This window comes from Paenirhodobacter populi (assembly GCF_004022215.1).
Classification (GTDB): Bacteria; Pseudomonadota; Alphaproteobacteria; order Rhodobacterales; family Rhodobacteraceae; genus Rhodobacter; species Rhodobacter populi.
This window is the reverse complement of record NZ_SAUZ01000014.1, coordinates 11,046-36,410: the sequence shown is the minus strand read 5'-3', so window position 1 is coordinate 36,410 and position 25,365 is coordinate 11,046. Positions and strand designations below refer to the sequence as shown.

The 25,365-nt window shown below is 67.0% G+C and carries 21 protein-coding genes, 1 tRNA gene and 1 pseudogene; 17 read left to right on the top strand and 6 right to left on the bottom strand.

Annotation, left to right across the window (positions count from 1 at the left end):
* Window positions 1–176 precede the first annotated feature (176 nt).
* Complete coding sequence (locus D2T30_RS12615; RefSeq protein ID WP_128209153.1) at window positions 177–584, bottom strand: hypothetical protein; 408 nt, start codon at window positions 582–584, stop codon at window positions 177–179.
* Between the two features lie 108 nt (window positions 585–692).
* Between D2T30_RS12615 and hemF the strand changes: the two genes are divergently transcribed.
* Both hemF and D2T30_RS12605 read left to right on the top strand, forming a co-directional pair.
* Window positions 693–1,574, top strand: coding sequence for an oxygen-dependent coproporphyrinogen oxidase (hemF, locus tag D2T30_RS12610; RefSeq protein ID WP_128209152.1), 882 nt, complete (start codon window positions 693–695; stop codon window positions 1,572–1,574).
* Between the two features lie 91 nt (window positions 1,575–1,665).
* On the top strand, window positions 1,666–3,549 hold the full coding sequence (locus tag D2T30_RS12605; protein ID WP_128209151.1) for a DEAD/DEAH box helicase: 1,884 nt from the start codon (window positions 1,666–1,668) through the stop codon (window positions 3,547–3,549).
* Window positions 3,550–4,168: 619 nt separating this feature from the next.
* Here D2T30_RS12605 and hemE read toward each other — a convergent pair.
* On the bottom strand, window positions 4,169–5,200 hold the full coding sequence (hemE, locus tag D2T30_RS12600; RefSeq protein ID WP_128209150.1) for a uroporphyrinogen decarboxylase: 1,032 nt from the start codon (window positions 5,198–5,200) through the stop codon (window positions 4,169–4,171).
* Between the two features lie 93 nt (window positions 5,201–5,293).
* Here hemE and hemC point away from each other — a divergent pair, with 93 nt between their 5' ends.
* From hemC to D2T30_RS12585, 3 genes are read left to right on the top strand one after another with little or no spacing between them, the layout of a single operon-like run.
* Entirely contained in the window at window positions 5,294–6,241 is a 948-nt protein-coding gene (gene hemC, locus D2T30_RS12595; protein ID WP_128209149.1) for a hydroxymethylbilane synthase, read from the top strand.
* A 49-nt stretch (window positions 6,242–6,290) separates the two neighbouring features.
* Window positions 6,291–7,664 (top strand): FAD-binding oxidoreductase, encoded by a 1,374-nt coding sequence (locus D2T30_RS12590; protein WP_128209148.1) that lies wholly within the window; start codon window positions 6,291–6,293, stop codon window positions 7,662–7,664.
* Between the two features lie 54 nt (window positions 7,665–7,718).
* Complete coding sequence (locus tag D2T30_RS12585; protein WP_128209147.1) at window positions 7,719–8,924, top strand: MFS transporter; 1,206 nt, start codon at window positions 7,719–7,721, stop codon at window positions 8,922–8,924.
* Here D2T30_RS12585 and D2T30_RS12580 read toward each other — a convergent pair.
* Window positions 8,921–9,628, bottom strand: coding sequence for an arylesterase (locus D2T30_RS12580; RefSeq protein ID WP_128209146.1), 708 nt, complete (start codon window positions 9,626–9,628; stop codon window positions 8,921–8,923). The genes D2T30_RS12585 and D2T30_RS12580 overlap by 4 nt on opposite strands.
* Between D2T30_RS12580 and D2T30_RS12575 the strand changes: the two genes are divergently transcribed.
* Window positions 9,627–10,295, top strand: a complete 669-nt coding sequence (locus D2T30_RS12575; protein WP_128209145.1) for an ABC transporter ATP-binding protein — start codon at window positions 9,627–9,629, stop codon at window positions 10,293–10,295. The genes D2T30_RS12580 and D2T30_RS12575 overlap by 2 nt on opposite strands.
* Window positions 10,292–12,790 carry an ABC transporter permease gene (locus D2T30_RS12570; protein ID WP_128209144.1) on the top strand — a complete coding sequence of 833 codons (2,499 nt, stop codon included), beginning with the start codon at window positions 10,292–10,294 and terminating at the stop codon, window positions 12,788–12,790. The genes D2T30_RS12575 and D2T30_RS12570 overlap by 4 nt, the downstream gene beginning before the upstream one ends.
* Window positions 12,791–12,925: 135 nt before the next feature.
* Here D2T30_RS12570 and D2T30_RS12565 read toward each other — a convergent pair whose 3' ends face one another.
* On the bottom strand, window positions 12,926–13,399 hold the full coding sequence (locus D2T30_RS12565; protein WP_128209143.1) for a lytic transglycosylase domain-containing protein: 474 nt from the start codon (window positions 13,397–13,399) through the stop codon (window positions 12,926–12,928).
* Between the two features lie 179 nt (window positions 13,400–13,578).
* Here D2T30_RS12565 and glpD point away from each other — a divergent pair, with 179 nt between their 5' ends.
* Window positions 13,579–15,192: a glycerol-3-phosphate dehydrogenase gene (gene glpD / locus D2T30_RS12560; RefSeq protein WP_128209142.1), complete on the top strand. Its 1,614-nt coding sequence runs from the start codon at window positions 13,579–13,581 to the stop codon at window positions 15,190–15,192.
* Window positions 15,193–15,437: 245 nt separating this feature from the next.
* A complete protein-coding gene (locus tag D2T30_RS12555) occupies window positions 15,438–16,043 on the top strand; it encodes a L,D-transpeptidase (RefSeq protein ID WP_128180625.1) in 606 nt (201 codons plus the stop codon).
* Window positions 16,044–16,431: 388 nt separating this feature from the next.
* Here D2T30_RS12555 and D2T30_RS24130 read toward each other — a convergent pair.
* Window positions 16,432–16,641, bottom strand: a pseudogene (locus tag D2T30_RS24130) (DMT family transporter); the annotation flags it as partial.
* Between the two features lie 57 nt (window positions 16,642–16,698).
* A tRNA-Met gene (locus D2T30_RS12545) sits at window positions 16,699–16,775 on the bottom strand.
* A gap of 225 nt (window positions 16,776–17,000) precedes the next feature.
* Between D2T30_RS12545 and secE the strand changes: the two genes are divergently transcribed.
* The 8 genes from secE (at window position 17,001) to rpoB (ending at window position 25,335) form a co-directional block, all read left to right on the top strand.
* Window positions 17,001–17,183, top strand: coding sequence for a preprotein translocase subunit SecE (secE, locus tag D2T30_RS12540; RefSeq protein WP_128209141.1), 183 nt, complete (start codon window positions 17,001–17,003; stop codon window positions 17,181–17,183).
* Between the two features lie 162 nt (window positions 17,184–17,345).
* The gene (gene nusG, locus D2T30_RS12535; protein ID WP_128180629.1) at window positions 17,346–17,885 is read left to right on the top strand and encodes a transcription termination/antitermination protein NusG; all 540 of its coding nucleotides are present in this window, start codon (window positions 17,346–17,348) and stop codon (window positions 17,883–17,885) included.
* 90 nt (window positions 17,886–17,975) lie between these two features.
* Window positions 17,976–18,428 (top strand): 50S ribosomal protein L11, encoded by a 453-nt coding sequence (gene rplK, locus D2T30_RS12530; protein ID WP_128180631.1) that lies wholly within the window; start codon window positions 17,976–17,978, stop codon window positions 18,426–18,428.
* A 3-nt stretch (window positions 18,429–18,431) separates the two neighbouring features.
* Window positions 18,432–19,127 carry a 50S ribosomal protein L1 gene (gene rplA / locus D2T30_RS12525; RefSeq protein WP_128180633.1) on the top strand — a complete coding sequence of 232 codons (696 nt, stop codon included), beginning with the start codon at window positions 18,432–18,434 and terminating at the stop codon, window positions 19,125–19,127.
* Between the two features lie 286 nt (window positions 19,128–19,413).
* Window positions 19,414–19,734 carry a DMT family transporter gene (locus D2T30_RS12520; protein WP_128180635.1) on the top strand — a complete coding sequence of 107 codons (321 nt, stop codon included), beginning with the start codon at window positions 19,414–19,416 and terminating at the stop codon, window positions 19,732–19,734.
* Between the two features lie 264 nt (window positions 19,735–19,998).
* The gene (gene rplJ / locus D2T30_RS12515; RefSeq protein ID WP_128180637.1) at window positions 19,999–20,514 is read left to right on the top strand and encodes a 50S ribosomal protein L10; all 516 of its coding nucleotides are present in this window, start codon (window positions 19,999–20,001) and stop codon (window positions 20,512–20,514) included.
* Window positions 20,515–20,583: 69 nt separating this feature from the next.
* A complete protein-coding gene (gene rplL, locus D2T30_RS12510) occupies window positions 20,584–20,955 on the top strand; it encodes a 50S ribosomal protein L7/L12 (protein WP_128180639.1) in 372 nt (123 codons plus the stop codon).
* A gap of 243 nt (window positions 20,956–21,198) precedes the next feature.
* The gene (rpoB, locus tag D2T30_RS12505; RefSeq protein WP_128180641.1) at window positions 21,199–25,335 is read left to right on the top strand and encodes a DNA-directed RNA polymerase subunit beta; all 4,137 of its coding nucleotides are present in this window, start codon (window positions 21,199–21,201) and stop codon (window positions 25,333–25,335) included.
* The last annotated feature ends 30 nt before the right edge of the window (window positions 25,336–25,365 follow it).

The following is a 25,365-nucleotide window of genomic DNA, read 5'->3' as shown; positions in this document are numbered from 1 at the left end:
TCCGGGCCCGGCACCGGATCCACCTGCCAACGGCAGCCGCCCCCATATGGCATTTTTCGCGTCGCCATCACGAAACCGGCATGCTTATGTCTTCATCTTTCCATAAATATCCCGGGGGTGAGCGCGGAACGCGCGAGGGGGCTGGCCCCCTGCCTCCCGCGCGGCTTGCAGAAGCGTCACTCCGGATAAGCCGCCCGGCAGGCCTGCACATTGGCGTTCATCTGCGGTGTCAGGGCCTCGATCCGCGCGGCCAGCGCATCGCGTTTGCGCGCCTCGGACTGCGGATCGATCGGCACCTGCCGGCGGCGGGTCACGTAATCGTCCACGAAACACATGCGCGGGCGCTCGATGATCCGGCCGTCGCGGCCGCGGAAGGTGTTGTAGCCGCAGACTTCCCAGCGGCTGATCGGAACCTGATAGACATGCCAGGCGTAGCCGCGCGCCAGATTGCCATCAACCTCGTCGCGCAGCTTCATCAGGTCGCGCACCTCGCTGGTGGAGCGGTTGACGCAGCGCTCCTGCGGTGTGCCGCAGGCGGCAAGCGCTGTCAGGGACAGCAGGGCGAACAGGGCGAACTTGCGCATGACTTCCTCCGTTCCGGCGGGGCCGGGCCTTCAATGTAGTGTCCGGCAGGCAAAACGCAATTCCCCCCGCCCCCCGGCGCTGCTACCACCATGAGGAAGGAGACCGAGATGACCGAAGACCCGTTCGCCCCCCGCAAGCAAGAGGCCTCGCGCTGGTTCCACACCCTGCGCGACCGCATCACCGCCGCTTTCGAGGCGCTGGAGGATGATTTCCCCGCCGCCGCTCCGCCCGGCCGGTTCGAGGTCACGCCCACCACGCGCCGAGGCCCGGATGGTGAGGATCAGGGCGGCGGGCTGATGTCGGTGATGCGCGGCGGCAGGGTGTTCGAGAAGGTCGGCGTGAACGTCTCGACCGTCTGGGGCACGCTCGCGCCGCGGGCGAGCCAGGCGATGACGGCGCGCGGGGTGCCGGGGATTGAAGGGGATCCGCGCTTCTGGGCCTCGGGGGTGTCGCTTGTCGCGCATATGCAGAACCCGCATACGCCGGCCGTGCATATGAACACGCGGATGTTCTGGACGCCCGGCGCCTGGTGGTTCGGCGGCGGCGCCGACCTGAACCCCTGCATCGAATATCCCGAGGATACGGTGCATTTCCACGCCGTGCTGAAGGCCGCCTGCGATGCGCATGATCCCGGCTACTATCCCCGCTTCAAGGACTGGGCGGACGAATATTTCTTCATCCCGCACCGGGGCCGGGCACGCGGTGTTGGTGGGATCTTCTACGATGACCTGAACACCGGGGATTGGGAGGCCGATTTCGCCTTCACCCGCGCGGTGGGCGAGGCCTTCCTGCCCGCCTTCGAACCCGTCACCCGCCGCCGTCTGGGCAGCCCCGTCACGCCCGAAGACCGGGAAACGCAACTGATCCATCGCGGGCTTTATGCCGAATACAATCTCGTCTATGATCGCGGCACCAAATTCGGGCTGGAAACCGGGCACAATGCCGATGCCGTGCTGATGAGCCTGCCGCCCCTCGCCAGATGGCCCTGATGTGCCGGTGGCGTCGACCGACGATTCGCCCTATACATGGGCAGGGCTTTCCCCTAGAAGGCCTCCTTCCGCCGTATTGAAAGCTCCCCCGATGACCGATTTCCCGAACCTTCCTGCTGCGCTGTCCGAGGCGCTGGCCCAGAAAGGGTATGAAGCCCTGACCCCGGTGCAGGAGGCAGTTTCGGACCCCGCGCTGGCAGGGCGCGACCTGCTGGTCTCGGCGCAGACGGGATCGGGCAAGACGGTGGCTTTCGGTCTGGCGATCGCCTCCGAGCTGCTGGCCGACGCGGGCCTGCCGCCGCCCGACGTGCCGCGCGCGCTGGTCGTGGCGCCGACGCGCGAACTCGCGCAGCAGGTGCAGCGTGAACTCGAATGGCTCTATGCCAAGGCGGGCGCGGTGATCGTCGGCGCCATCGGCGGGATGGATGCGCGGGGCGAGCGTCGGGCGCTGGAACGCGGCGCGCATATCGTCGTCGGCACGCCGGGGCGGATCTGCGACCATATCCGGCGCGGCGCGCTGGACCTGTCCGAACTCCGGGCCGTGGTGCTCGACGAGGCGGACGAGATGCTCGACATGGGCTTCCGCGAGGATCTGGAATTCATCCTCGAAGCCGCGCCCGAAACCCGCCGCACGCTGCTGTTCTCGGCCACCGTGCCGCCGGAAATCGCCCGTCTGGCGAAGACCTTCCAGCGCGATGCCGAACGGATTTCCACCATCGCCTCGAAAAGCCAGCATGCCGATATCGACTATCGCGCGCTGATCGTCGACAAGACCGACCGCGAAAAGGCTGTGGTCAACCTGCTGCGCTTCCATGAACCGGAACGGGCGATCGTCTTCTGCTCGACCCGCGTGGCGGTGACCTATCTGACGGGCAAGCTGCTCAACCGCGGGCTGTCGGTCGTGGCGCTGTCGGGCGAGCTGACGCAGGACGAACGGTCCCGCGCGCTGCAGATGCTGCGCGACGGGCGGGCACATGTCTGCATCGCGACCGACGTGGCCGCGCGCGGGATCGACCTGCCGGGGCTGGAACTTGTGATCCACGCCGACCTGCCGATCAACAAGGAGGCGCTGCTGCACCGCTCGGGCCGCACCGGCCGGGCGGGGGCCAAGGGCATCTCGGCGCTGGTCGTGCCGATGAACGCGCGGGGCAAGGCGGAACGCCTGCTGCGCGAGGCGGGCGTGACGGCGCATTGGGATTCCGCCCCCGGCCCCGATGAAATCCTGGCGAAGGACCGCGAACGCATCCTGCTGATCCCGCAGCTCACCGCCCCGGCCAAGGCCGACGAGGCCGAGGATGTCGACCGCCTTCTGGCGAGCTTTGAGCCGCGCCAGCTTGCCGCCGCCGTGCTGCGCGACTTCCGCGCCTCGCGCTCCGCGCCCGAGGATCTGGTGCCGGTCTCCGGCGACGGCCCGAAACCGCGCGAGCGCGCCGAGTTCGACCGCGCCACCTGGATCCGGCTGTCGGTCGGGCATGACGGCTGGGTCGATCCGAAATGGCTGCTGCCGATGCTGTGCCGCGCGGGCGACCTGACCCGGCGCGACATCGGCGCGATCCGGGTGATGGAGGATCATACCTTCGTGCAGATCCATGCGGATGCGGCGCAACGGTTCCTGTCGGCGCTGGCGCCCTCGATGCAGCTTGAGGACAAGGGCAAGGTCGAGGTGCTGGCAGCCGCGCCCGAGGGCATCGACCGCCCCGCCCCGAAACCCGCGCGCTGGTCGGCGAAGCCCGTGCGTGAGGGGGGCTACAAGGCCCGCAGCTACGACAAACCGCGCGAGGACGGCCCGAAGAAGCCTCACCGCAAGGGGCCGCCGAAATCCGAATGGACGCCGGATGGCGCCGCGCCGAAGGCCCGCAAGGCCGCCCCTTGGGCACGCGAAGGCGGCCACGGCGCCGCGGCGAAAGCCGCGAAGCCCGCGGGCAAGCCTGCCGCGAAGTTCGGCAAGCCCGGCGGCAACAAACGACCGAAGTGAAGAAGGGGGCCAGCCCCCTCTTCGCTTTCAGCGAATTCACCCCCGGGATATTTATGGAAGAATGAAGACAAAAAGGCCCGGCCCCGGCACGCCGGAAGAAGCCGCGCCGGGCCTTCCTTCTTCACCTTCCCTGAATGTCCGGAATTGGCCGAGGCTGTGTCAAAACTCGGTTCTGGCGCCGCACCGGAGAATGCGGTTCTCCACAGTGGCATCTATGTTCACATCGGCGCGCGCAGATGGCCTAAGGGTGGCTTCGTAAGGGAATTTCATTCTAAGACACTGTCATAAAAGTGAGTTTTGACACAGCCTCGACCGTAGGACTGCTGTTAGGCCATTTCTGAGAATTATACTCTCCGGCGACGCGGGGGAGAACGTTGTTCCCTTCGGTAGCCTATAGGTCCACGTAAGTGCACCTTATCTGCCTCACTCCGGCACCTCTGGAGAGTTTTCTTCCAAGGCATTGTCATAAAGACGAGTTTCGACACACCCTCGGCCGATCTCTCAACCGAGGCCTTGATGGCTTTCGTGTTTCCATAAATATCCCGGGGGTGAGCCCGGAACGGGCGAGGGGGCTGGCCCCCTTCCTTCCCGCTCTTTCTGGAGACCGACGCTGGCGGGCTCAGCCGTTCCGGATCGTTTCGACCATCAGGGCGACGTTTTCCGGGTCCGCATCCGGCGTGATGCCGTGGCCGAGGTTGAAGATATGCGGCCCGCCGCGGAAGGCGCGGATGACGGCGCGGGTCGCCTCGACCAGCGCGGGGCCGCCCGTCACCATGTGGCGCGGGTCCAGATTGCCCTGCACGCAGCCGTCGACCTGCACATGTGCCGCCGCCCATTCGGCGGAGACGGAATTGTCGATCGCCACGCAATCCGCGCCGGTCTTGCGGGCAAAGCCGATGTAGCCCGCGCCCGCCTCGCGCGGGAAGGCGATGACGGGCAGGCCGGGATGGCGCGTCTTCAGCGCGGCGATGATCCGGGCGGTGGGGGCGACGGCGAAATCCTCGAAATCCTGGCCCTTCAGGCTGCCCGCCCATGAATCGAAGAGCTTCACCACCTCGGCCCCGGCCTCGACCTGTTTCGAGAGATATTCGATCGTGGCTTCGGTCAGCAGCTCGATGAGACCCGCAAACGTCGCGCGGTCCGCGGCCTTGAGCGCATGGGCCGGGCCCTGATCCGGCGTGCCGCGCCCGGCGATCATGTAGGTCGCCACCGTCCACGGCGCCCCGGCAAAGCCGATCAGCGTGGTCTCGCCCGGCAGTTCGCGGCGCAGGATTTTCACAGTTTCGTAGATCGGGGCGAGGGTGTCGTGGATGTCGTCCCTGCCCTTCAGCGCGCGCAGCGCCGCGGGCGTGGTGGTGGTGGACAGGCGCGGGCCCTCGCCCGTTTCGAACCACAGATCGGCGCCAAGCGCCTGCGGCAGCAGCAGGATGTCCGCAAACAGGATCGCCGCGTCGAAACCATAGCGGCGGATCGGCTGCAACGTCACCTCGGCCGCCAGATCGGGATTGTAGCACAAGGACAGGAAATCCCCCGCCTGTGCCCGCGTCGCGCGATATTCGGGCAGGTAGCGCCCCGCCTGCCGCATCATCCAGACCGGGGGGCGGGGCAGCGCCTCGCCGCGCAGGGCGCGCAGGATCGTCTTGTCGGTCATCGGGCTCTCCTTTGCGCCCTTCATCGCGGCGGGGGCGCAAATGTCAAGCGCCGCCACCTTGCACGGCTGCGGGCGGACGGCTATGCCGGGCGGATGGAACAGCCCACGCCCCAGTCCCCGTTGAAGATCGGCACCCGCGGCAGCCCTCTGGCGCTGGCGCAGGCGCATGAGACGCGCGACCGCCTGTGCGCGGCCTTCGGCCTGCCCGAGGCGGCGTTCGAGGTGGTGGTGATCCACACCACGGGCGACGACGCGGCGCTGATCGCCAAGGACCGGGCGCTGAAGGCGGTTGGCGGCAAGGGCGTCTTCACCCGCGAGATCGAAGAGGCGCTGACGACGGGGGCGATCGACATCGCCGTCCATTCGATGAAGGACATGCCGACGGCGCAGCCCGCAGGGCTGGTGCTGGATTGTTTCCTGCCGCGCGAGGATGTGCGCGACGGCTTCGTGTCGCGCCGCTACCGGGGGATTGCCGATCTGCCCGAGGGGGCGGTCGTCGGCACCTCCAGCCTGCGGCGGCGGGCGCAGCTTGCCCATCGGCGGCCGGACCTGCGGATCACCGGCTTTCGCGGCAATGTGCAGACACGCCTGCGCAAGCTGGACGAAGGGCTGGCCGAGGCGACGTTTCTGGCGATGGCGGGGCTGAACCGGCTGGGGATGGACGGGATCGCGCAGCCGATCGCGCCCGAGGACATGCTGCCCGCCGTGGCGCAGGGTGCCATCGGGGTGGAGCGGCGCGTGGGCGACGCGCGGATGGAACGGATGCTCGCCGCGATCCACGACGGGCCGACGGGGCTGCGGCTGACCGCCGAACGGGCCTTTCTGGCGGAGCTGGACGGGTCGTGCGAAACGCCCATCGCCGGGCTTGCGGTGATCGAGGGTGATCGGCTGCATCTGCGCGGCGAGATCCTGCGCCCCGACGGATCCGAGGCGATCGCGGGCGAGGCGCGGGGCGCGCTGGCCGAGGGGGTGGCCATCGGGGCCGATCTGGCGCGACGGCTGCTGGCACAGGCACCGAAAGGCTTCTTCGACTGGCGTTGAGATTTTCCGGGCGGGGTTTCCGCCCGTTTCACATGATACGGATACGACCATGACCATCATCGACCGTCTGCGCGACATTCTGGGCGACGCGCATGTCCTGACCGGGGCGGAGGATACCGCCGCCTTTGGCAAGGAATGGACCGGGCATTACCACTGGACGCCGCTGGCCGTGGCGCGGCCCGGCTCGACCGCCGAGGTGGCCGAGGTGCTGAAGCTCGCCAACGAGACGGGCACGCCGGTCGTGCCGGTGGGCGGCAACACCGGGCTGAACGGCGGCACCTTCGCCGAAGGGGCGCTGATGCTGTCGCTTGCGCGTCTGAACCGGGTGCGGGAGTTCAACACCGAGGCCCGCACCGTCACCGCCGAGGCGGGCGTGATCCTGCAGACCCTGCGCGAGCTGGCGGCGGAGCATGACCTGATGTTCCCGCTGACCTTCGGGGCGCAGGGCTCGGCGATGGTGGGAGGGTTCCTGTCGACCAATGCGGGCGGCTCGAACGTGGTGCGCTACGGCGTGACGCGGGCGCTGTGTCTGGGGGTCGAGGCGGTGCTGGCCGATGGCCGGGTGCTGAACCTGCTGACCGGGCTGCACAAGGACAATACCGGCTACGACCTGCGCGACCTGCTGATCGGGTCCGAGGGGACGCTCGCCGTCATCACCGCCGCCGTCTTCCGGCTGGCGCCGGCGGCGACGGGGCATGCGACGGCGCTGCTGGGGATGCGGGACCTGCCCGGCGCGCTGCGACTGCTGCACAAGGTGCAGGCGGGCACCGGCGGCGCGGTCGAGGCGTTCGAGTTCATGCCGCGCACCTATATGGAACGGCTGGCGCATTACCGGCCGGATCTGGCCTGTCCCTTCCCGCCCGAGCCGGTGAACATCATGCTCGAAATCGCCACGACCATCCCCGGCGACGATCCGGGCGCGCGGCTGGAAGCCCTGCTGGGCGAGGCGCTGGAAGCCGGCGAGGTGACCGAGGCGATCCTTGCCACCAGCGAGGCGCAGCGCCGCAAGCTGTGGGAAATGCGCGAGGCCGCGGCCGAGATCACCTTCACTGAGCCTCTGCTGGTCGATACCGATGTGGCGCTGCCGCTGGACCGGCTGGACGAATACCTGGCCACCATGCACCGCCGTCTGGCGGAAATCGACCCGGGCGCCCGGGAACTTGTCATCGCGCATCTGGGCGACGGCAACATCCACTACACCGCCTATCCGACGGACGAGGCGCTGTCGGCGCCGATCCGGGCCGCGATCGCGGAAGAGGCGGTGAAGCTTGGCGGCACCTTCTCGGCGGAACATGGGGTGGGGATTTCCAAGCGCCCGACGATGGCCGCGCACAAGGACCCGGTGGCGCTGGCGGTGATGAAGACGATCAAGGCGGCGCTCGACCCCAAGGGCATCCTGAACCCGGGCAAGGTCCTGCCCTGAGATCGCCGCGCCGGACGGGCGATCCGTCCGGCATCCGTTTCGTCCCGGAATACCATGCCCTTCGCCGCGCCTTTCCTGCCGATCCTGCGCGACCCGCCGCTGTTGCTTGCGGCGGGGCTGCTGGTGCTGTTCGGGGCGCATGTCGCCTCGCTCGCGCCCTATGTGTCCGCGCTGGCGGTGACGGTCTTCGGGCTGGGGGACGGGGCCTATTCGGTGGTGCTGATGGTGGCCTCGGTGGTGGCGGTGGCGTCGTCCATCGGCTTCGGCATCATCGCCGATCAGCGCGCCAACCGCCGGGGCGTGGCGCTGGCGACGGCGGTGTTCCTGACCATCGGCACCGGGCTGGTGCCGCTGGCGCCCAGAACGCCGGTCTTCGTGCTGGCCCATGCGCTGCTGCTGCCGCTGTCGGGGTCGTTCTTCGGCCAGCTTTTCGCGCTGGCGCGGCTGGCGGCGAGCCTGCATCCCGATCCCACGCGGCGGGCGGTGCTGTCGACGCTGCGGGCGATGTTCGCGCTGCCCTGGGTGCTGGTGCTGCCGGTCTGGGCGCTGGTGTTCCGCGCGGGCGCGCCGGTGATGCTGGTCTATCCGGTGTGCCTTGTGCTGGCGGTGACGATCCTGCTGTGCGTCTGGCTCTGGTGGCCGCGGGACGGGGCGACGCGCTGGCCCGATCCGAAATCCGGCCTGACCTTCCGCCAGTCGCTGCGCGAGATCTGGGCGCCTGCCATCCTGATCCGGGTGCTGGCGCTTGGCACGATCCACGGGGCGATCACGCTGTATCTTGTCCTCATCGGGCTGGTGTTCGAGGCGGTGCCGGGGCGCGGCGCGGCGGATACCGCGCTTTATGCCGGGCTGACGGCGGGGCTCGAGGTGCCGTTCATGCTGGCGCTGCCGCTGATCCTTGGCCGGGTGCCGCAGGTGAAGCTGATCTTTGTGGGCGCGGCGATCTATGCCGTTCACCTTGCGGGGCTGCCGTTTCTGGCGGGGACGGCGCTGGTCTGGGTGCTGCCGGTCTTCGCCGCCATCGGCGGGGCGGTCGTGCTGACGCAGCCGATGGCCTATCTGCAGGACCTGATGGGCGACAGGCCGGGGGCGGGGGCCTCGCTGATGGCGTTGCAAAAGCTGGTGGGGGATGCGATCTGCGCCACGGTCTTTGCCGCCGGCGTGGCGGTGTCCGGCTATGGGCTGACGGCGGCCACGGGGGCGGCGCTGTCGGTGATCGGGGCCGGGGCGCTGCTGGTGCTGGACCGGCGGCGGCGCTAGTCGCGCTGCGCTTCCTCGATCAGTTCCATCACCTTGGGGCCGAGCGCCTCGACCACCAGTTTCACCCCGGCGGCCGAGGGGTGGATGTTGTCCCCCTGCATCAGCCCCTGCGCCGCGCGCTCTTCGGGCGTCAGCGCGGCGATGGGGGCCAGCAGGTCGGGCAGCAGGAGGGTGTGGTATTTCGCCGAAAGCTCGGGCCAGATCGCGTCGAAATCGGCCTTGTAGGCGGTGCCGTAATTCCCCGGCGCGCTCAGGCCCACCAGGAGGACGGGCAGGCCGCGCCCCGTCACCTCGGCCAAGATCGCGTCAAGGTTTTCGCGCGCCGCGGCGGGGGGCATGCCGCGCAGCAGATCGTTGCCGCCGAGTTCCACGATCACCGCATCGACCGTATCCGTCAGCGACCAGCCGAGCCGTGCCCGGCCCCCCGATGTCGTATCCCCGGACACGCCGGCGTTGATCAGCGTGGCCTCCGCCCCCTGCCGGTCGAGCCATGCCTGCAGCTGCGGCACCAGCCCATCGCCCTGCGCGAGCCCGTAGCCCTGCGTCAGACTGTCGCCAAGCGCGAGGATTTCCACCGGCTCCGCCTGCGCCAGCCCGGCGCCCGCCATCAGCACAAGTGCGGAAACAATGCCGATGCTGCGGTTGCGAAATGCGTTCAGCGCCCCATATCCCGTTAGAAGAGCAAGCGAAAAGCGGGATGGCATGGCGGAAACGATCCTTTCCCTTGATGATGTGCGGCTGACCCTCGACGGGAATGCCGGCCCCGTCGAGATCTTGCGCGGCATCAGCGAAAACATCAACCGTGGCGAGAGCGTCGGGCTGACGGGGCCTTCGGGATCCGGCAAATCTTCGCTGCTGATGCTGATGGGCGGGCTGGAACGCGCGACTTCGGGGCGGGTGACGGCGCTTGGACAGGATCTGTCGGCGATGGACGAAGACGCGCTGGCGAAATTCCGGCGCGGGCGGATGGGGATCGTGTTCCAGTCCTTTCACCTGATCCCGACGATGACGGCGGTGGAAAACGTCGCCCTGCCGATGGAGATCGCCGGCGCCCCCGACGCCTGGCCCCGCGCCGAGGCAGAGCTGGCCGCCGTGGGCCTTGGCCACCGGCTGACCCATTACCCGTCCGAGATGTCGGGCGGCGAACAGCAGCGGGTGGCGCTGGCCCGCGCGCTGGCGCCGCGCCCGGCCTTGCTGCTGGCCGATGAACCCACGGGCAATCTGGATGCGAAGAACGGCGCGCAGATCATGGATCTGATGTTCGCGTTGCAGGCGGATTACGGGGCGACGCTGATTCTGGTGACGCATTCGCCGGAACTGGCCGCGCGCTGCGACCGGGTGCTGCACATGACGGACGGGCGCCTGACATGAGGCTGGCCTTTCGTATCGCGGCCCGCGAATTGCGCGGCGGCCTGCGCGGCTTTCGCGTGTTTCTGCTGTGCCTGATCCTTGGCGTCGCGGCCATCGCCGCCGTTGGACTGGTGCGCGAGGCGATCCGCTCGGGCCTTGCCGATCAGGGGGCGGTGCTTCTGGGCGGCGATGCGCAATACGAATTCACCTATCGCCGCGCCACGGAGGCGGAGCGCGGCTGGATCACGGATCATGCGGCGGCGGTGTCCGAGGTGATCGATTTTCGCTCGATGGCGGGCACCCCCGCGGGTGATTACGCGCTGACGCAGGTGAAGGCGGTGGATGCGGCCTATCCGCTGGTGGGGGAATTGCAGCTCGATCCGCCGATGCCGGTTTCCGCGCTGGACGAGGGCGCGCCGGGCGTGTTCCTCGACCCGGCGCTGGCCGACCGGCTGGAGGTGCGGCCCGGCGATCCGGTGCTGATCGGCGGTCAGGAATTCGTGATGAGGGCGCGGATCGCGCGCGAGCCCGATACCTCGGGCGGCGGTTTCACCATGGGGCCGCGCAGCATCGTCAGCCTGCGCGCGATCGAGGCGACGCCGATGCTCGCCCCCGGATCGCTCTACGAAAGCGAATATCGCGTCCTGCTGCCCCCCGGGGAAACGCTGCCCGGCCTGCAGGCGGCGGCGCGCCAGCAGTTCGAGGGGGCGGGCATGCGTTGGTCCGACAGCCGCCGCGCCGCGCCGGGGGCGGAAAGGTTCACCAACCGGCTGGCCTCTTTCCTTGTGCTGGTGGGGCTTGCGGGGCTTGCGGTGGGCGGTGTCGGTATCTCGTCCACCACCTCGGCGTGGATCGAGCGCAAGGCCGGCACCATCGCCACGCTGCGCGCGCTTGGCGCCACGGCGGGGACGATCCGGGCGGCGTTCCTGATACAGCTTGCGCTACTGGGTCTGGGCGGCATCGCGGCGGGGATCGCGCTGGCAAGCCTTGGCGTGCTGCTTGCGGCGGGGCCGATCACGCGGCTGATGCCGATCCCGATCGAGGTGGGTCTGGCATGGCGCCCGCTGGCCGAGGCCGCCGTCTACGGCGCGCTGACGGCGGCGGTCTTCGCGCTCTGGCCCCTGTCGCGGATGGAGACGCTGCGGGCGGCGACCCTGTATCGCGCCTCGGACCGGCGGGGCAGGCGGCTGCCCCGCTGGCCGGCGCTGGCGCTGATCGGCGGTCTGGCGGCGGCGCTGGTGGGTTTCGCGGCGCTACTGTCGGGCATGCCGGGGGTGACGGTTTCGGTGCTGGGCGGCGTGGCCGGGGCGCTTCTGGTGCTGGCGCTGGCGGCGCTCGGCCTGCGGTGGCTGGCGGGGCGGGTGCGTCCGTTGGCGCGGGGGCGTCCGGCGCTGCACGCGGCGCTGGCGGCGATCTCGGGGCCAAGGTCCGAGGTGGTGGCGGTGGTGCTGTCGCTTGGCCTCGGGCTGTCGGTTCTGGCGGCGATCGGGCAGATCGAGTCGAACCTGCGCAACGCCATCTCGGGCGATCTGCCGAAACAGGCGCCGGCCTTCTTCATCATCGACATCCAGCCCGACCAGTTGCAGCCGCTTCTGGCGCAGGTCGAGGCGGTGCCGGGCGTCAGCCGCATCGACACCGCGCCGATGCTGCGCGGTGTCGTGACCCAGATCAACGGGCGCCCGGCGCGCGAGGTGGGCGGCGACCACTGGGTGCTGCGCGGCGATCGCGGCGTGACCTTCGCCGATGCGCCGCGCGAACGGCTGACCGAGGGCGAATGGTGGCCCCGCGACTATTCCGGCCCGCCTCTGGTCAGCATGGGGGCGAAAGAGGCGGCGGAGCTGGGGCTGAAGCTCGGCGACCGGATCACCGTCAACATCCTCGGGCGCGACATCACCGCGACAATCAGCTCCTTCCGCGAGGTGAATTTCTCGACCGCCGGGATCGGCTTCGTGCTGACGCTGAACCCCGCCGCGCTGGACGGCGCGCCCTATACGGAAATCGCCACGGTCTATGCGCCGCCGGAAGCCGAGGCGACGATCCTGCGCGAAACCGCCCGGGCCTTTCCGAACGTCACGGCGATCCGTGTGAGCGACGCCATCGCCCGGCTGACCGAGGCACTGACGGGCATCGCCCGCGCCGTGGCGGTGGCGGCCTCGGTCACGCTGCTGACCGGGCTGGTGGTGCTGATCGGTACCGCCGCCTCGGGCGAAGCCGCCCGCGCGCGCGAAGCGGCCCTCCTGCGCACGCTCGGGGCGACGCGGGGGATGGTGCTGTGGTCCTTCGCGCTACGGTCGCTGCTGATGGGCGCGGCGGCGGGCGCGATCGCGGTGGCGCTCGGCGCGCTGTCCGCCTGGGCCGCGCTGCGCTTCGTGATGGAGATGGGCTACAGCTTCGCCCCGGCGCCCGCGCTGGCGGTGGTCTGCGGCGGGGTGGCGGTCACGGTTCTGGCGGGCGCGGCCTTCGCGCTGCGCCCGCTGGCGCTGCGTCCGGCGCGGGTCCTGCGCGCGCCGGAATAGGGGCGCGGGTCAAAATCCCCGCGCACCCCTTCTGTTCTTCATCTTTCCCAAAATATCCCGGGGGTGAGCCCGGAACGGGCGAGGGGGCAGCGCCCCCTGCGCCCCATCCGCCCGCGATTCCGGATTCCAGCAAGATCAGCCGTTGACCTTGTGCAGCACGCCGCGCCGCTTGGCTTCGTAGTAATAGCCCCGCGCATACCAGCCGACGGCCTTTTCCTCGCTGCCGTCGGAGACGAGCCACGCCCCGCGCAGGTATTTGACTGCATATTTCAGGTTGGTTTCCGCATCGAGCAGCTCGCGCGCCGAACCGCTGTGCCCCATCGAAGAGGCCGTGCGCGGGTCGATCTGCATCAGCCCCATATAGCGACCGTTGCTGGCCGTCGGATTGTAGCCGCTTTCACGCTGCACCACGCGATGCACCAGCGTTCGGGGAACTTCATAGTGATCGGCGTATTTGTTGATGAGCTGGCGGAGCTGCTGCGTTTCGCCGGGTTGCAGCGGCAGCGCATCGGGCGACATCGACTTCGACGACGCCCGCGGCGACACCCCGCAGGCGGAAAGCGCGAGAATCGCCGGAACGGCAAGCAGCAGGCTGCGTCGGTGCATCATCCTGGAGTTTTCTCCACTGTCCCTTTGGCGCAAAGGCATACAGGCGGTGATCCGATGGGCAAAGTCCGTGCTTTTCCTGTCGGCGGAGACTCGCCGACAGGGCGGCGGAAGGGCGCCGCGAAACTTCGTTTGACAAGTGATGCGCGGCGCGCACCACTCGCCGGGACAGGAGACCGGACATGGCAGATACACAGGCGTCGCAGGCGGGCACGGCGGAACATCCCGCGGATCTTTTCATCATCGGCGGCGGCATCAACGGCTGCGGCATCGCCCGCGATGCGGCGGGCCGGGGGCTGTCGGTCCTGCTGTGCGAAAAGGGGGATCTGGCGCAGGCGACCTCTTCGGCCTCGACCAAGCTGTTCCACGGCGGGTTGCGCTATCTGGAATATCTGGAAATCCGGCTGGTGCGCGAGGCGCTGGAAGAGCGCGAAATCCTGCTACGCGCCAATCCGCATATCAGCCGTCCGATGCGGTTTGTGCTGCCGATGGACCCGTCCATGCGGTTTCCGACGAACACGCCCGTCGGGCGGATGCTGCCCTTTCTCAAGGGGCGGCGTCCGGCGGCGGTGATCCGGGCGGGGCTGTTCCTTTACGACCATCTGGGCGGGCGGAAGCTGCTGCCCGGAACGCGGAGGCTGGACCTGCGGCGCGATCCGGCGGGGGCGGCGCTGCGCGGGGATCTGCGGCTCGCCTATGAATATTCCGACGGCTGGGTGGATGACGCGCGGCTTGTCGTGCTGAACGCCCGCGACGCGGCGGCGCGGGGCGCGCGGATCATGACCCGGACGCAGGTGAACGCCGCGCATCGCGAGGATGGCCTGTGGCGGATCGAGACCACGGCCGGCACCTTCCGGGCGCGGGCGCTTGTCAACGCGGCGGGCCCCTGGGTCGGCGAGGTCATCCATGACACGATCCATGTGCCCTCGAAGGAAGGCGTGCGGCTGGTGCGCGGCTCCCACATCGTCACGCGGCGCCTGTTCGATCATGACCGCGCCTATTTCTTTCAGGGGCCGGACGGGCGGATCTGCTTTGCCATTCCCTATGAGCAGGACTTCACCCTGATCGGCACCACCGACAACGATTACCACGGCGATCCCGCCGCCGTCGCCTGCACACCCGAGGAGCAGCGCTATCTGTGCGATTTCGTGTCGCGCTATTTCGCCCGGCCGGTGACGCCCGCCGATGTGGTCTGGACCTATTCCGGGGTCAGGCCGCTCTATGATGACGGGGCGCGTTCGGCCACGGCGGCGACGCGGGACTATGTGCTGCGGCTGGATGACGGCGGGGCGCCGCTGCTGAACATCTTCGGCGGCAAGATCACCACCTACCGGCGGCTGGCGGAACATGCGCTGGAAAAGCTGGGGCGGTTCTTTCCGCAGGCGACGGCGGCGTGGACGGCGGATGTCGCCCTGCCGGGCGGGGCATTCCCGGTGGGCGGCGGGGCGGATCTGGCGCAGGGTCTGACACGCGACTATCCGTTCCTGACGCCCGCATGGGCCGCGCGGCTGATCCGCACCTACGGGACCGAGGCGCGCCTCTGGCTGGGCGATGCGGCGCGGGCCGCCGACCTCGGGCAGGATTTCGGCGCGACGCTGACGGCGGCCGAGATCCGCTGGCAGATCGACCGGGAATGGGCGCGCAGCGGCGAGGACGTGCTGTGGCGGCGCACCAAGACCGGCCTGCATCTGGATGTCGCGGCGCGGGCGGCGGTCGGGGATTTCGTGGTGGCGGAACTGGCCGGTCAGGCGGTGGCGGGTCCGGCAAGACGGGCTTCTTCCGGCTCGCCGGGCTGATGAGCACAGGTCCGCGCCGCTCGGGGCGGCGGCGCGGATCCCGGCGGGGGCGCTGCGGGAACCCGTGCCCGGGGTCGGGGGTTGCCGGTCTGCCCCGTCCGGATGCGGCCCGCCGCTGACGGAACGGGCGAAATCCGGGCTTTGGCCGGGAAAACATTAAGATTTCTGCCGGACCATGGCGTTCGGCGATTGAGACCCGGGATGCGCTTTGTTAGCCTTCCCCGAACAGGATATCGGAGACCGCGATGAACCGTCGCACCATGATGACCGCTCTTGCAGCACTGGCCTGCGGAGCATCCCCCGCACTGGCATTGTCGGAAACCGCGGCCAGACCCGCCGCCACGCCGGTCGCGCTGGCCCCCGCGCCGCAGGAATGGCCGATCGCCCGGCGCTACTATCCGACGGAAGTGAACGTGCGGCCCGATCTTCGGGTCGGCTCGATCATCATCGTGTCCGAGAAATTCTTTCTCTATCACATCATCGCGCCCGGAAAGGCGATGCGTTACGGCGTCGCCGTCGGCAAGAACGAGCTGAAATTCCGTGGCAAGGCCGTGGTCGGGCGCAAGGTCGAATGGCCGAGCTGGCGCCCCACGCCCGAGATGATCGAGCGCAACCCGGCCGCCTACAAGAAATACGAAGACGGCATGCCGGGCGGTCCCACCAACCCCTTGGGCGCGCGGGCGCTGTATCTGTATCAGAACGGCCGCGACACGGCGATTCGCATTCACGGCACGACGGAACCGGCCTCGATCGGGCATGCGGTCTCGAACGGCTGTGTGCGGATGGTGAACGATCATGTGATCGCGCTGTTCAATGCGGTGCCGATCGGAACCGAAGTCACCGTCTACTGACGCCTCATTCGGGAATCGGACCGTCCGGTGCCACCCTTCGGGGCGGTCGTCGAATCGGAACGGCGCAGTCTTGGCGACGAGGGGAGTTCGTGCCGTTCCCTCCTAGGCGGCGTGCAGGCCTATGCCGGGGCTATTGCGCCGCGCGGATGTCGATCATTGATGATTGCAGCAAGGATGGGGGCTGCTCATGGTTCGATGCCAGAGCGTCATTCCTGGCCTTTTCTATGGGCAACTCCGCGACGCGGATTGCAGCCGTGTCGTCAGGGACTTCGCTTTCAGGTTCGAGATCCCGTCTGGCCGCACGCTCCCGATCTGACGAATCCGGGTTCATGACCTTTGGGGTTGGCGAAACAGAAGTCGGGACAGATCGACGCGGGGCTGGTCGGTAAACCGCCTCGCCCAGCACCACGATCCCGACGACGAAGGCGCCCGCCGCGCCGATCCCCGTCCAGATCGAATAGGCCGTGCCGAGCGGCAGCGACCGCATCGCGAAAGGACGTTGCGGATCCTGCGCGTCTGCCCATGGTGCGGTGAGCCATTGGATGAGAGGCGAATCCCGTTCTCGAATCGTCCGGGAAAGCACGAACGCGGAACGCATCCTGTAAGCGGGTGAAAGCCCGTCTTCAAAAACTACTCTTAAGTCATTGAGGAGAATTGGTGGCGAGGGGGGGACTCGAACCCCCGACCCCGTGATTATGAGTCACGTGCTCTAACCTGCTGAGCTACCTAGCCACGCTGGCGGCTCACTATGCGATGCGCCGTGGGGCGTCAAGGGCCTAAAGCCGTTTTCGCGCATCCTGCGCGTCCGCCGGGGGGTGTCCGCCTCCGGCCCCGCGCGAAAATCGCCTTTGCAGGGGCCTATCCGGTGCCGGGCCGGTGCGGAAAACGGCCTTTGGTGCTTGAAACGCGGCGGGGCACCGCGTATCTGGGGCCAATCTCGGGAAAGAGGATCAGAGGATGACGAACCCCGTTCAGTTCCTGCAGCAGGTGCGCTCCGAAGTCGGCAAGATCACCTGGCCGACGCGGCGCGAGGTGCTGCTGACCACGGCGATGGTCTTCGTCATGGCGACTCTGGCGGCGATCTTCTTCTCGATCGTCGACTGGATCATCCGCATGGGCGTGGGCGTGCTGATCGGCTGAGGCCCCGAAGCCTGCATCGGCGGGCTTGCATTGGCAGGCCGCGAAGGCTAAGGGGACGAAACTTTTTCGCAAGGCACGTGCGTCGATTCGCGTGACGGTGTCGTTTGCTTTGCGCAATCTTGAAATTCTTCGGCACTCGGGCCGGACGGAAGAGGCTAGGACATGGCGAAGCGTTGGTATTCGGTGAGCGTTCTCTCGAACTTCGAGAAGAAGGTGGCCGAGCAGATCAGGCAGTCCGTGCACGAGAAGGGCCTCGAGGATGAAATCGAGGAGGTTCTGGTCCCGACCGAGGAAGTGATCGAGATCCGGCGTGGCAAGAAGGTTACCTCGGAGCGCCGTTTCATGCCGGGCTATGTGCTCGTGCGGATGGAAATGACCGACCGTGGGTATCACCTGATCACCTCCACCAACCGGGTCACCGGGTTCCTCGGCCCGCAGGGGCGTCCGACGCCGATGCGCGACGCGGAAGTGAACCAGATGCTGAACCGGACCACGGAAACGGGCGAGGCCGCGGCCCCGCGCAACCTGATCCGTTACGAGGTCGGCGAGAATGTGAGCGTGACCGACGGCCCGTTCGAGGGCTTCTCGGGCATGGTCGAGGAGGTCGACGAGGCCGCGGGCCGCCTGAAGGTCACCGTGTCGATCTTCGGCCGTCCGACGCCGGTCGAGCTGGAATTCACCCAGGTGTCGAAAGTCGCCTGACGTGAGGAGCCGCGGGAGGTGCCCGGGAAACCGGGGCCGGACCGCTAAACTTCGCCCGCATCCGGGCGGCAGTGATAAGGAGAAGGCCAGATGGCCAAGAAAGTAATCGGGCAGCTCAAGCTGCAAATCAAGGCGGGGCAAGCCAATCCCTCCCCGCCCGTCGGCCCGGCGCTCGGTCAGCGCGGGATCAACATCATGGAATTCTGCAAGGCGTTCAACGCGCGCACGCAGGAGCTGGAGCAGGGCACGCCCACTCCGGTCGTGATCACCTATTACGCCGACAAGTCGTTCACCTTCGAGACGAAGACCTCGCCCGCCTCCTTCATGCTGAAGAAGGCCGCCGGTCTGAAGCCGGTCGGCAAGCGCAACCGTCCGAAAGGGTCGGTCAAGCCGGGCCACGAAACCGCCGGGACGGTGACCGTGGCGCAGATCCGCGAGATCGCCGAAGCCAAGATGAAGGATCTGAACGCGAACGACATCGAAGCCGCGATGCAGATCATTCTGGGTTCGGCCAAGTCGGCCGGTATCGAGGTGAAGGGGTAAGTCATGGCAAAGCTGGGTAAACGCACGGTCGCCGCGCGCGCCGCTTTCGACGGCAAGACCAACCTCTCGGTTGAAGAGGCTGTCAAGCTGATCAAGACCTCCGCCTCGGCCAAGTTCGACGAGACGCTGGAAATCGCCATGAACCTCGGGGTCGACCCGCGTTACGCCGACCAGATGGTCCGCGGCGTGGTGCAGCTGCCGAACGGCACGGGCAAGACCGTCCGCGTCGCCGTGTTCGCGCGTGGCGCCAAGGCTGACGAAGCCAAGGAAGCCGGTGCGGATATCGTCGGTGCGGAAGACCTGATGGAAACCATCCAGTCGGGCAAGATCGAGTTCGATCGCTGCATCGCGACGCCGGACATGATGCCGCTGGTCGGCCGTCTGGGCAAGATCCTCGGGCCGCGCAACCTGATGCCGAACCCGAAGGTCGGCACGGTGACCATGGATGTCGCCAACGCGGTCAAGGCCGCGAAGGGCGGTGAAGTGCAGTTCAAGGTCGAAAAGGCCGGCGTGATCCACGGCGGCATCGGCAAGGTCTCGTTCACCGAGGAAGCGCTGGCGCAGAACGTCCGCGCCTTCGTCGAGGCAGTGTCGAAGGCGAAGCCGACCGGCGCCAAGGGCACCTATGTGAAGAAGGTCTCGCTGTCCTCGACGATGGGTCCGGGCGTCACGCTCGACCTGACGACGACGGCGAACTGATCGACGATCGCATGAATGCGAAGGGCGCGCCGATGGCGCGCCCTTTTGCGTTGGGGGTCCTGAGACGGGCGGGGGCGGTTCAGGACCGCATCGCGGCGCGGGTGGCGGGGGCGGAAGGGGCGCTGCCCCTCTTGGCCCTTGGCCAATTCACCCCGGGATATTTGAGGAAAGATGAAGGCAGGGAGGTCTTGCGGCGGGCGGCGGGCGACCCCAGATAGGGCGCGGAGGACGGCCTCTCCATTCTGGCGACAATCCGGGACGACCCGGCTTGCAATGGATTGACGTCATGGCATGGATCTGTCTGGTGGCCGCCGGCATCCTCGAAATCCTCTGGGCCTATTTCATGAAGCGGTCGGAGGGCTTCACGCTGCTGATTCCCTCCGTCATCACGCTTGCCGGCATGGGCGCGAGCTTTGGCCTGCTGGCCTTCGCGATGCGGTCGCTGCCGCTCGGCACGGCCTATTCGATCTGGACGGGGATCGGCGCGGCGGGCGCCTTCGTCGTCGGGATCGTGGTGCTGGGCGAGGCGGTTTCGCCCCTGCGTCTGCTGGCCGCGGGGCTGATCGTTTCGGGGATCGTGCTGATGAAACTGTCGGGCGGGCATTGACGCCCCGACAGGTTTGGACTTGGCAAGCCCGTAAACAAAGCCTATATGAGCCGCTCGTGTGTCATCTCCGATTCGGGGGTGCGCGCGCGTCGTCCGAGACGGTGGGTGCCTTTCGGGGCTTAATTTCCTGCCTGAGATGGGAACTGAGAATAATCCGGGGTTCGCCTCGGGCGATCTTCTCGGGACCTTCATCGGACCCGACCCCGGGCATTCGCCCAGGGAAAATGAGAGCCGGGGGGAAACCCCCAAACTTGGAGTGTAACCGTGGATAGAGCCCAGAAAGAGAAAGTGGTCGAGGAACTCGGCCAGATCTTCGAAAGCTCTGGCGTCGTGGTGGTTGCCCACTACGCCGGCATGACGGTTGCTCAGATGCAGGACCTCCGCGCGAAAATGCGCGAAGTCGGGGGTTCTGTGCGCGTTGCCAAGAACACGCTCGCCAAGATCGCCCTGGAAGGCAAACCCTGCGCAAGCATGGGCCAACTTCTGACGGGTATGACCGTTCTCACCTATTCCGAAGACCCGGTGGCTGCTGCCAAGGTCGCGGATGCCTATGCCAAGGCGAACGACAAGTTCGTGATCCTCGGCGGGGCGATGGGTGACACGGCTCTGGATCCGGCCGGTGTCAAGGTCGTCGCCCAGATGCCGTCGCGTGAGGAGCTTATCGCTTCGATCGTCGGCTGCATCGGTGCGCCCGCCTCGAACATCGCCGGCGCCATCGGCGCGCCTGCTTCCAACATCGCGGGTATCCTCAAGACTCTTGAGGAGCGGGAAGCCGCCTGAAGCAATCAATTGCCGGCGTCGCACTGAACGCGACGTTGGAAAAACCCTATATCGGAATGGAACGGAAAAATGGCCGATCTTAAAGCCCTTGCTGAGCAAATCGTCAACCTGACGCTGCTTGAAGCCCAAGAACTGAAGACGATCCTGAAGGACGAATACGGCATCGAGCCGGCTGCCGGTGGCGCCGTCATGGTTGCCGGCCCGGCTGCTGCTGCCGAAGCCGCTGAAGAAAAGACCGAATTCGACGTCGTTCTCGTCGAAGCCGGTGCGAACAAGATCAACGTGATCAAGGAAGTTCGCGCGATCACCGGTCTTGGCCTGAAAGAAGCCAAGGATCTGGTCGAAGCTGGCGGCAAGGTCAAGGAAGGCGCGGCGAAGGCCGAAGCCGAAGAGATCAAGACGAAGCTTGAAGCTGCTGGCGCCAAGGTCGAGCTCAAGTAATCGGGCAGGATGCGTCCGCATCCTCTTCACTGAAAAGAGCTGGGTCCGGGTTTCCCGGGCCCGGCTTTAGCTGTCTCGGAGAGGGCTTTCGCCCCAGAGCCTTCTCCAAGGCGGCGACGCGGTTCGGGAGCCTTCCGGTGGGACGGGGGGCAGGTATGGAACCGCACCCCCCTTCATTCGCCTGCGGCGCGCACCGGGCCCCGACGATGCGCACCCGCGAAGAGACGAAAGGTCACGACGAGCATGGCTCAAGCTTACGTTGGTCAGAAGCGTATCCGCCGCTATTACGGTAAAATCCGCGAAGTCCTGGAAATGCCGAACCTCATCGAGGTTCAGAAAGCCTCCTACGATCTGTTCCTGCGTTCGGGCGACGCAGACAAGCCGCTGGATGGCGAAGGCATCCAGGGCGTGTTCCAGTCCGTCTTCCCGATCAAGGACTTCAACGACAACGCCCTTCTCGAATTCGTCAAATACGAGCTGGAAAAGCCGAAGTTCGACGTCGAAGAATGCATGCAGCGCGACCTGACCTATGCCGCGCCGCTGAAGGTGACGCTGCGCCTGATCGTGTTCGATGTCGACGAAAACACCGGCGCGCGTTCGGTGAAGGACATCAAGGAGCAGGACGTGTTCATGGGGGACATGCCGCTCATGACCTCGAACGGCACGTTCATCGTGAACGGGACCGAGCGCGTCATCGTGAGCCAGATGCACCGCTCCCCGGGCGTGTTCTTCGACCATGACCGCGGCAAGACCCATTCCTCGGGCAAGCTGCTGTTCGCCTGCCGCATCATTCCCTATCGCGGCTCGTGGCTCGATTTCGAATTCGACGCCAAGGATCTCGTCTTCGCGCGGATCGACCGTCGCCGGAAACTCCCGGTGACGACGCTCCTCTATGCGCTCGGGCTGGATCAGGAAGGCATCATGGATGCCTATTACAACACGGTCGTCTTCCGCGCCGAGGGCAAGCGCGGCTGGATCACCAAGTTCTTCCCCGAACGTGTGCGCGGCACCCGTCCGACCTATGACCTGATCGACGCCGCCACCGGCGAAGTGATCCTGTCGGCCGGCGAAAAGGCCACGCCGCGGATGGTGAAGAAGTGGAGCGACGACGCCTCGATCAGCGATCTGCTGGTGCCGTTCGAGCATATCCTCGGCCGTTATTGCGCCAAGGACATCATCAACGAACAGACCGGCTTCATCTATATCGAAGCGGGCGATGAGCTGACCGCCGAATACGACAAGGAAGGCCAGCTTGTCGGCGGCTCGATCAAGACGCTGATCGACAACGGCATCACCGAGATTCCGGTGCTGGACATCGACAACGTCACCGTCGGCCCCTACATCCGCAACACGATGGCGGCGGACAAGAACTGGAACCGCGAAACGGCGCTGATGGACATCTATCGCGTCATGCGTCCGGGCGAGCCGCCGACCGTGGAAGCCGCCTCGAACATGTTCGACACGCTGTTCTTCGACAGCGAGCGGTATGACCTGTCGGCCGTGGGCCGGGTGAAGATGAACATGCGTCTGGATCTGGACGCGCCCGACACCCAACGCACGCTGCGCAAGGAAGACATCATTGCCTGCATCAAGGGGCTGGTGGAACTGCGCGATGGCCGCGGCGAGATCGACGACATCGACCACCTCGGCAACCGCCGGGTGCGCTCGGTCGGCGAGCTGATGGAAAACCAGTATCGCGTCGGGCTGCTCCGCATGGAGCGCGCGATCAAGGAACGCATGTCCTCGGTCGAGATCGACACGGTGATGCCGCAGGACCTGATCAACGCCAAACCGGCGGCGGCGGCGGTGCGCGAGTTCTTTGGCTCGTCGCAGCTTTCGCAGTTCATGGACCAGACCAACCCGCTGTCCGAGGTCACGCACAAGCGGCGTCTCTCGGCGCTCGGGCCGGGCGGTCTGACGCGCGAACGCGCGGGCTTCGAGGTCCGCGACGTTCACCCGACCCACTATGGCCGGATGTGCCCGATCGAAACGCCGGAAGGCCAGAACATCGGTCTGATCAACTCGCTCGCCACTTTCGCGCGGGTGAACAAGTATGGCTTCATCGAGACCCCCTACCGCAAGGTGGTGGACGGTCATGTGACCGACGATGTGGTCTACATGTCGGCGACCGAGGAAATGCGTCACACGATCGCGCAGGCCAACGCCGATCTGGACAGCGAGGGGCGCTTCACCAGCGACCTGATCTCGACCCGTCAGTCGGGCGAGTTCATGCTGAACCCGGTCGAGGCGGTGGACCTGATCGACGTGTCGCCGAAGCAGCTCGTTTCGGTCGGCGCGGCGCTGATCCCCTTCCTTGAAAACGACGACGCCAACCGCGCCCTGATGGGGGCGAACATGCAGCGTCAGGCGGTTCCGCTGATCCGCGCCGAGGCGCCCTTCGTCGGCACCGGCATGGAAGCGATCGTGGCGCGCGACTCGGGCGCCGCGATCATGGCGAAGCGCGGCGGCATCGTCGACCAGGTCGACGCGCAGCGTATCGTTATCCGCGCGACCGAAGATCTGGGCATGGGCGACGCGGGCGTGGATATCTACCGTCTGCGCAAGTTCAAGCGCTCGAACCAGTCCTCGACGATCAACCAGCGTCCGATCGTGAAGGTCGGCGAGCAGGTGACCAAGGGGCAGGTCGTCGCCGATGGTCCCTCGACCGAACTGGGCGAACTGGGGCTTGGCCGGAACGTGGTCGTCGCGTTCATGCCGTGGAACGGCTACAACTACGAAGACTCGATCCTCGTGTCCGAGCGGATCCACCACGATGACGTGTTCACCTCGATCCACATCGAGGAATACGAAGTCGCGGCCCGTGACACCAAGCTCGGCCCGGAAGAGATCACCCGCGACATCCCGAACGTCGGCGAGGAAGCCCTGCGCAACCTCGACGAAGCCGGGATCGTCTATATCGGCGCCGAAGTGGGGCCGGGCGACATCCTCGTGGGCAAGATCACTCCGAAGGGCGAAAGCCCGATGACGCCGGAAGAAAAGCTTCTGCGCGCCATCTTCGGCGAAAAGGCGTCGGACGTGCGCGATACCTCGCTGCGCCTGCCGCCGGGAGCCTATGGCACGATCGTCGAGGTGCGGGTGTTCAACCGGCACGGTGTCGAAAAGGACGAACGCGCGCTGCAGATCGAGCGTGAGGAAGTCGAACGTCTGGCCCGTGACCGGGACGACGAGCTGGCGATCCTCGAACGCAACTTCTACGCGCGTCTGAAGCAGATCATCCTTGGCAAGACCGCGGTGAAGGGTCCGAAGGGCATCAAGGCCGGTTCGGAAATCACCGAGGATCTGCTGGCCTCGCTGTCGCGCGGCCAGTGGTGGCAGCTCGCGCTGGAAAACGAGGGCGATGCCAAGGAAGTCGAGGCCCTGAACGACCAGTTCGACGCGCAGAAGCGCGCGCTCGACCTGCGGTTCGAGGACAAGGTGGAAAAGGTCCGCGCCGGCGACGACCTGCCTCCGGGCGTGATGAAGATGGTCAAGGTCTTCGTCGCCCAGAAGCGCAAGGTGCAGGCGGGCGACAAGATGGCCGGCCGTCACGGCAACAAGGGCGTCGTGTCGCGGATCTGCCCGATGGAGGACATGCCGTTCCTTGCGGATGGCACGCCCGTCGATCTGGTGCTGAACCCGCTCGGCGTGCCGTCGCGGATGAACGTCGGTCAGATCCTCGAAACCCACATGGGCTGGGCCGCGCGCGGTCTGGGGCTGAAGATCGACGAGGCGCTGAAGGCCTATCGCCAGACGCATGAACTCGCGGGGGTCCAGGAAGCCATGCGCTATGCCTATGGCGACGAGACCTACGAGGATGCCTTCTCGGACATGGACGAGGATCACTTCCTCGAATGTGCCGAGAACGTCCGCCGCGGGGTTCCGATCGCCACTCCGGTCTTCGACGGGGCGAAGGAAGCCGACATCAACGACGCGCTGACCCGCGCCGGGTTCGACACCTCGGGCCAGTCGGATGTCTACGATGGCCGCACCGGCGAGAAGTTCGCCCGCAAGGTCACCGTCGGCGTCAAGTACTTCCTGAAGCTGCACCACCTTGTCGACGACAAGATGCACGCGCGCTCGACCGGGCCTTACTCGCTCGTCACGCAGCAGCCTCTGGGCGGCAAGGCGCAGTTCGGCGGTCAGCGTCTGGGGGAAATGGAGGTCTGGGCTCTGGAAGCCTATGGTGCCGCCTATACCCTTCAGGAAATGCTGACGGTGAAGTCGGACGACGTCGCGGGCCGGACCAAGGTCTACGAAAGCATCGTCAAGGGCGAGGACAACTTCGAGGCCGGCGTGCCGGAATCGTTCAACGTTCTCGTCAAAGAGGTCCGGGGCCTCGGCCTCAACATGGAACTCCTGGACTCGGAGGATGAGGAGTGAGCGCCGCGGCGCTCATCCCCCTTTCCCTCC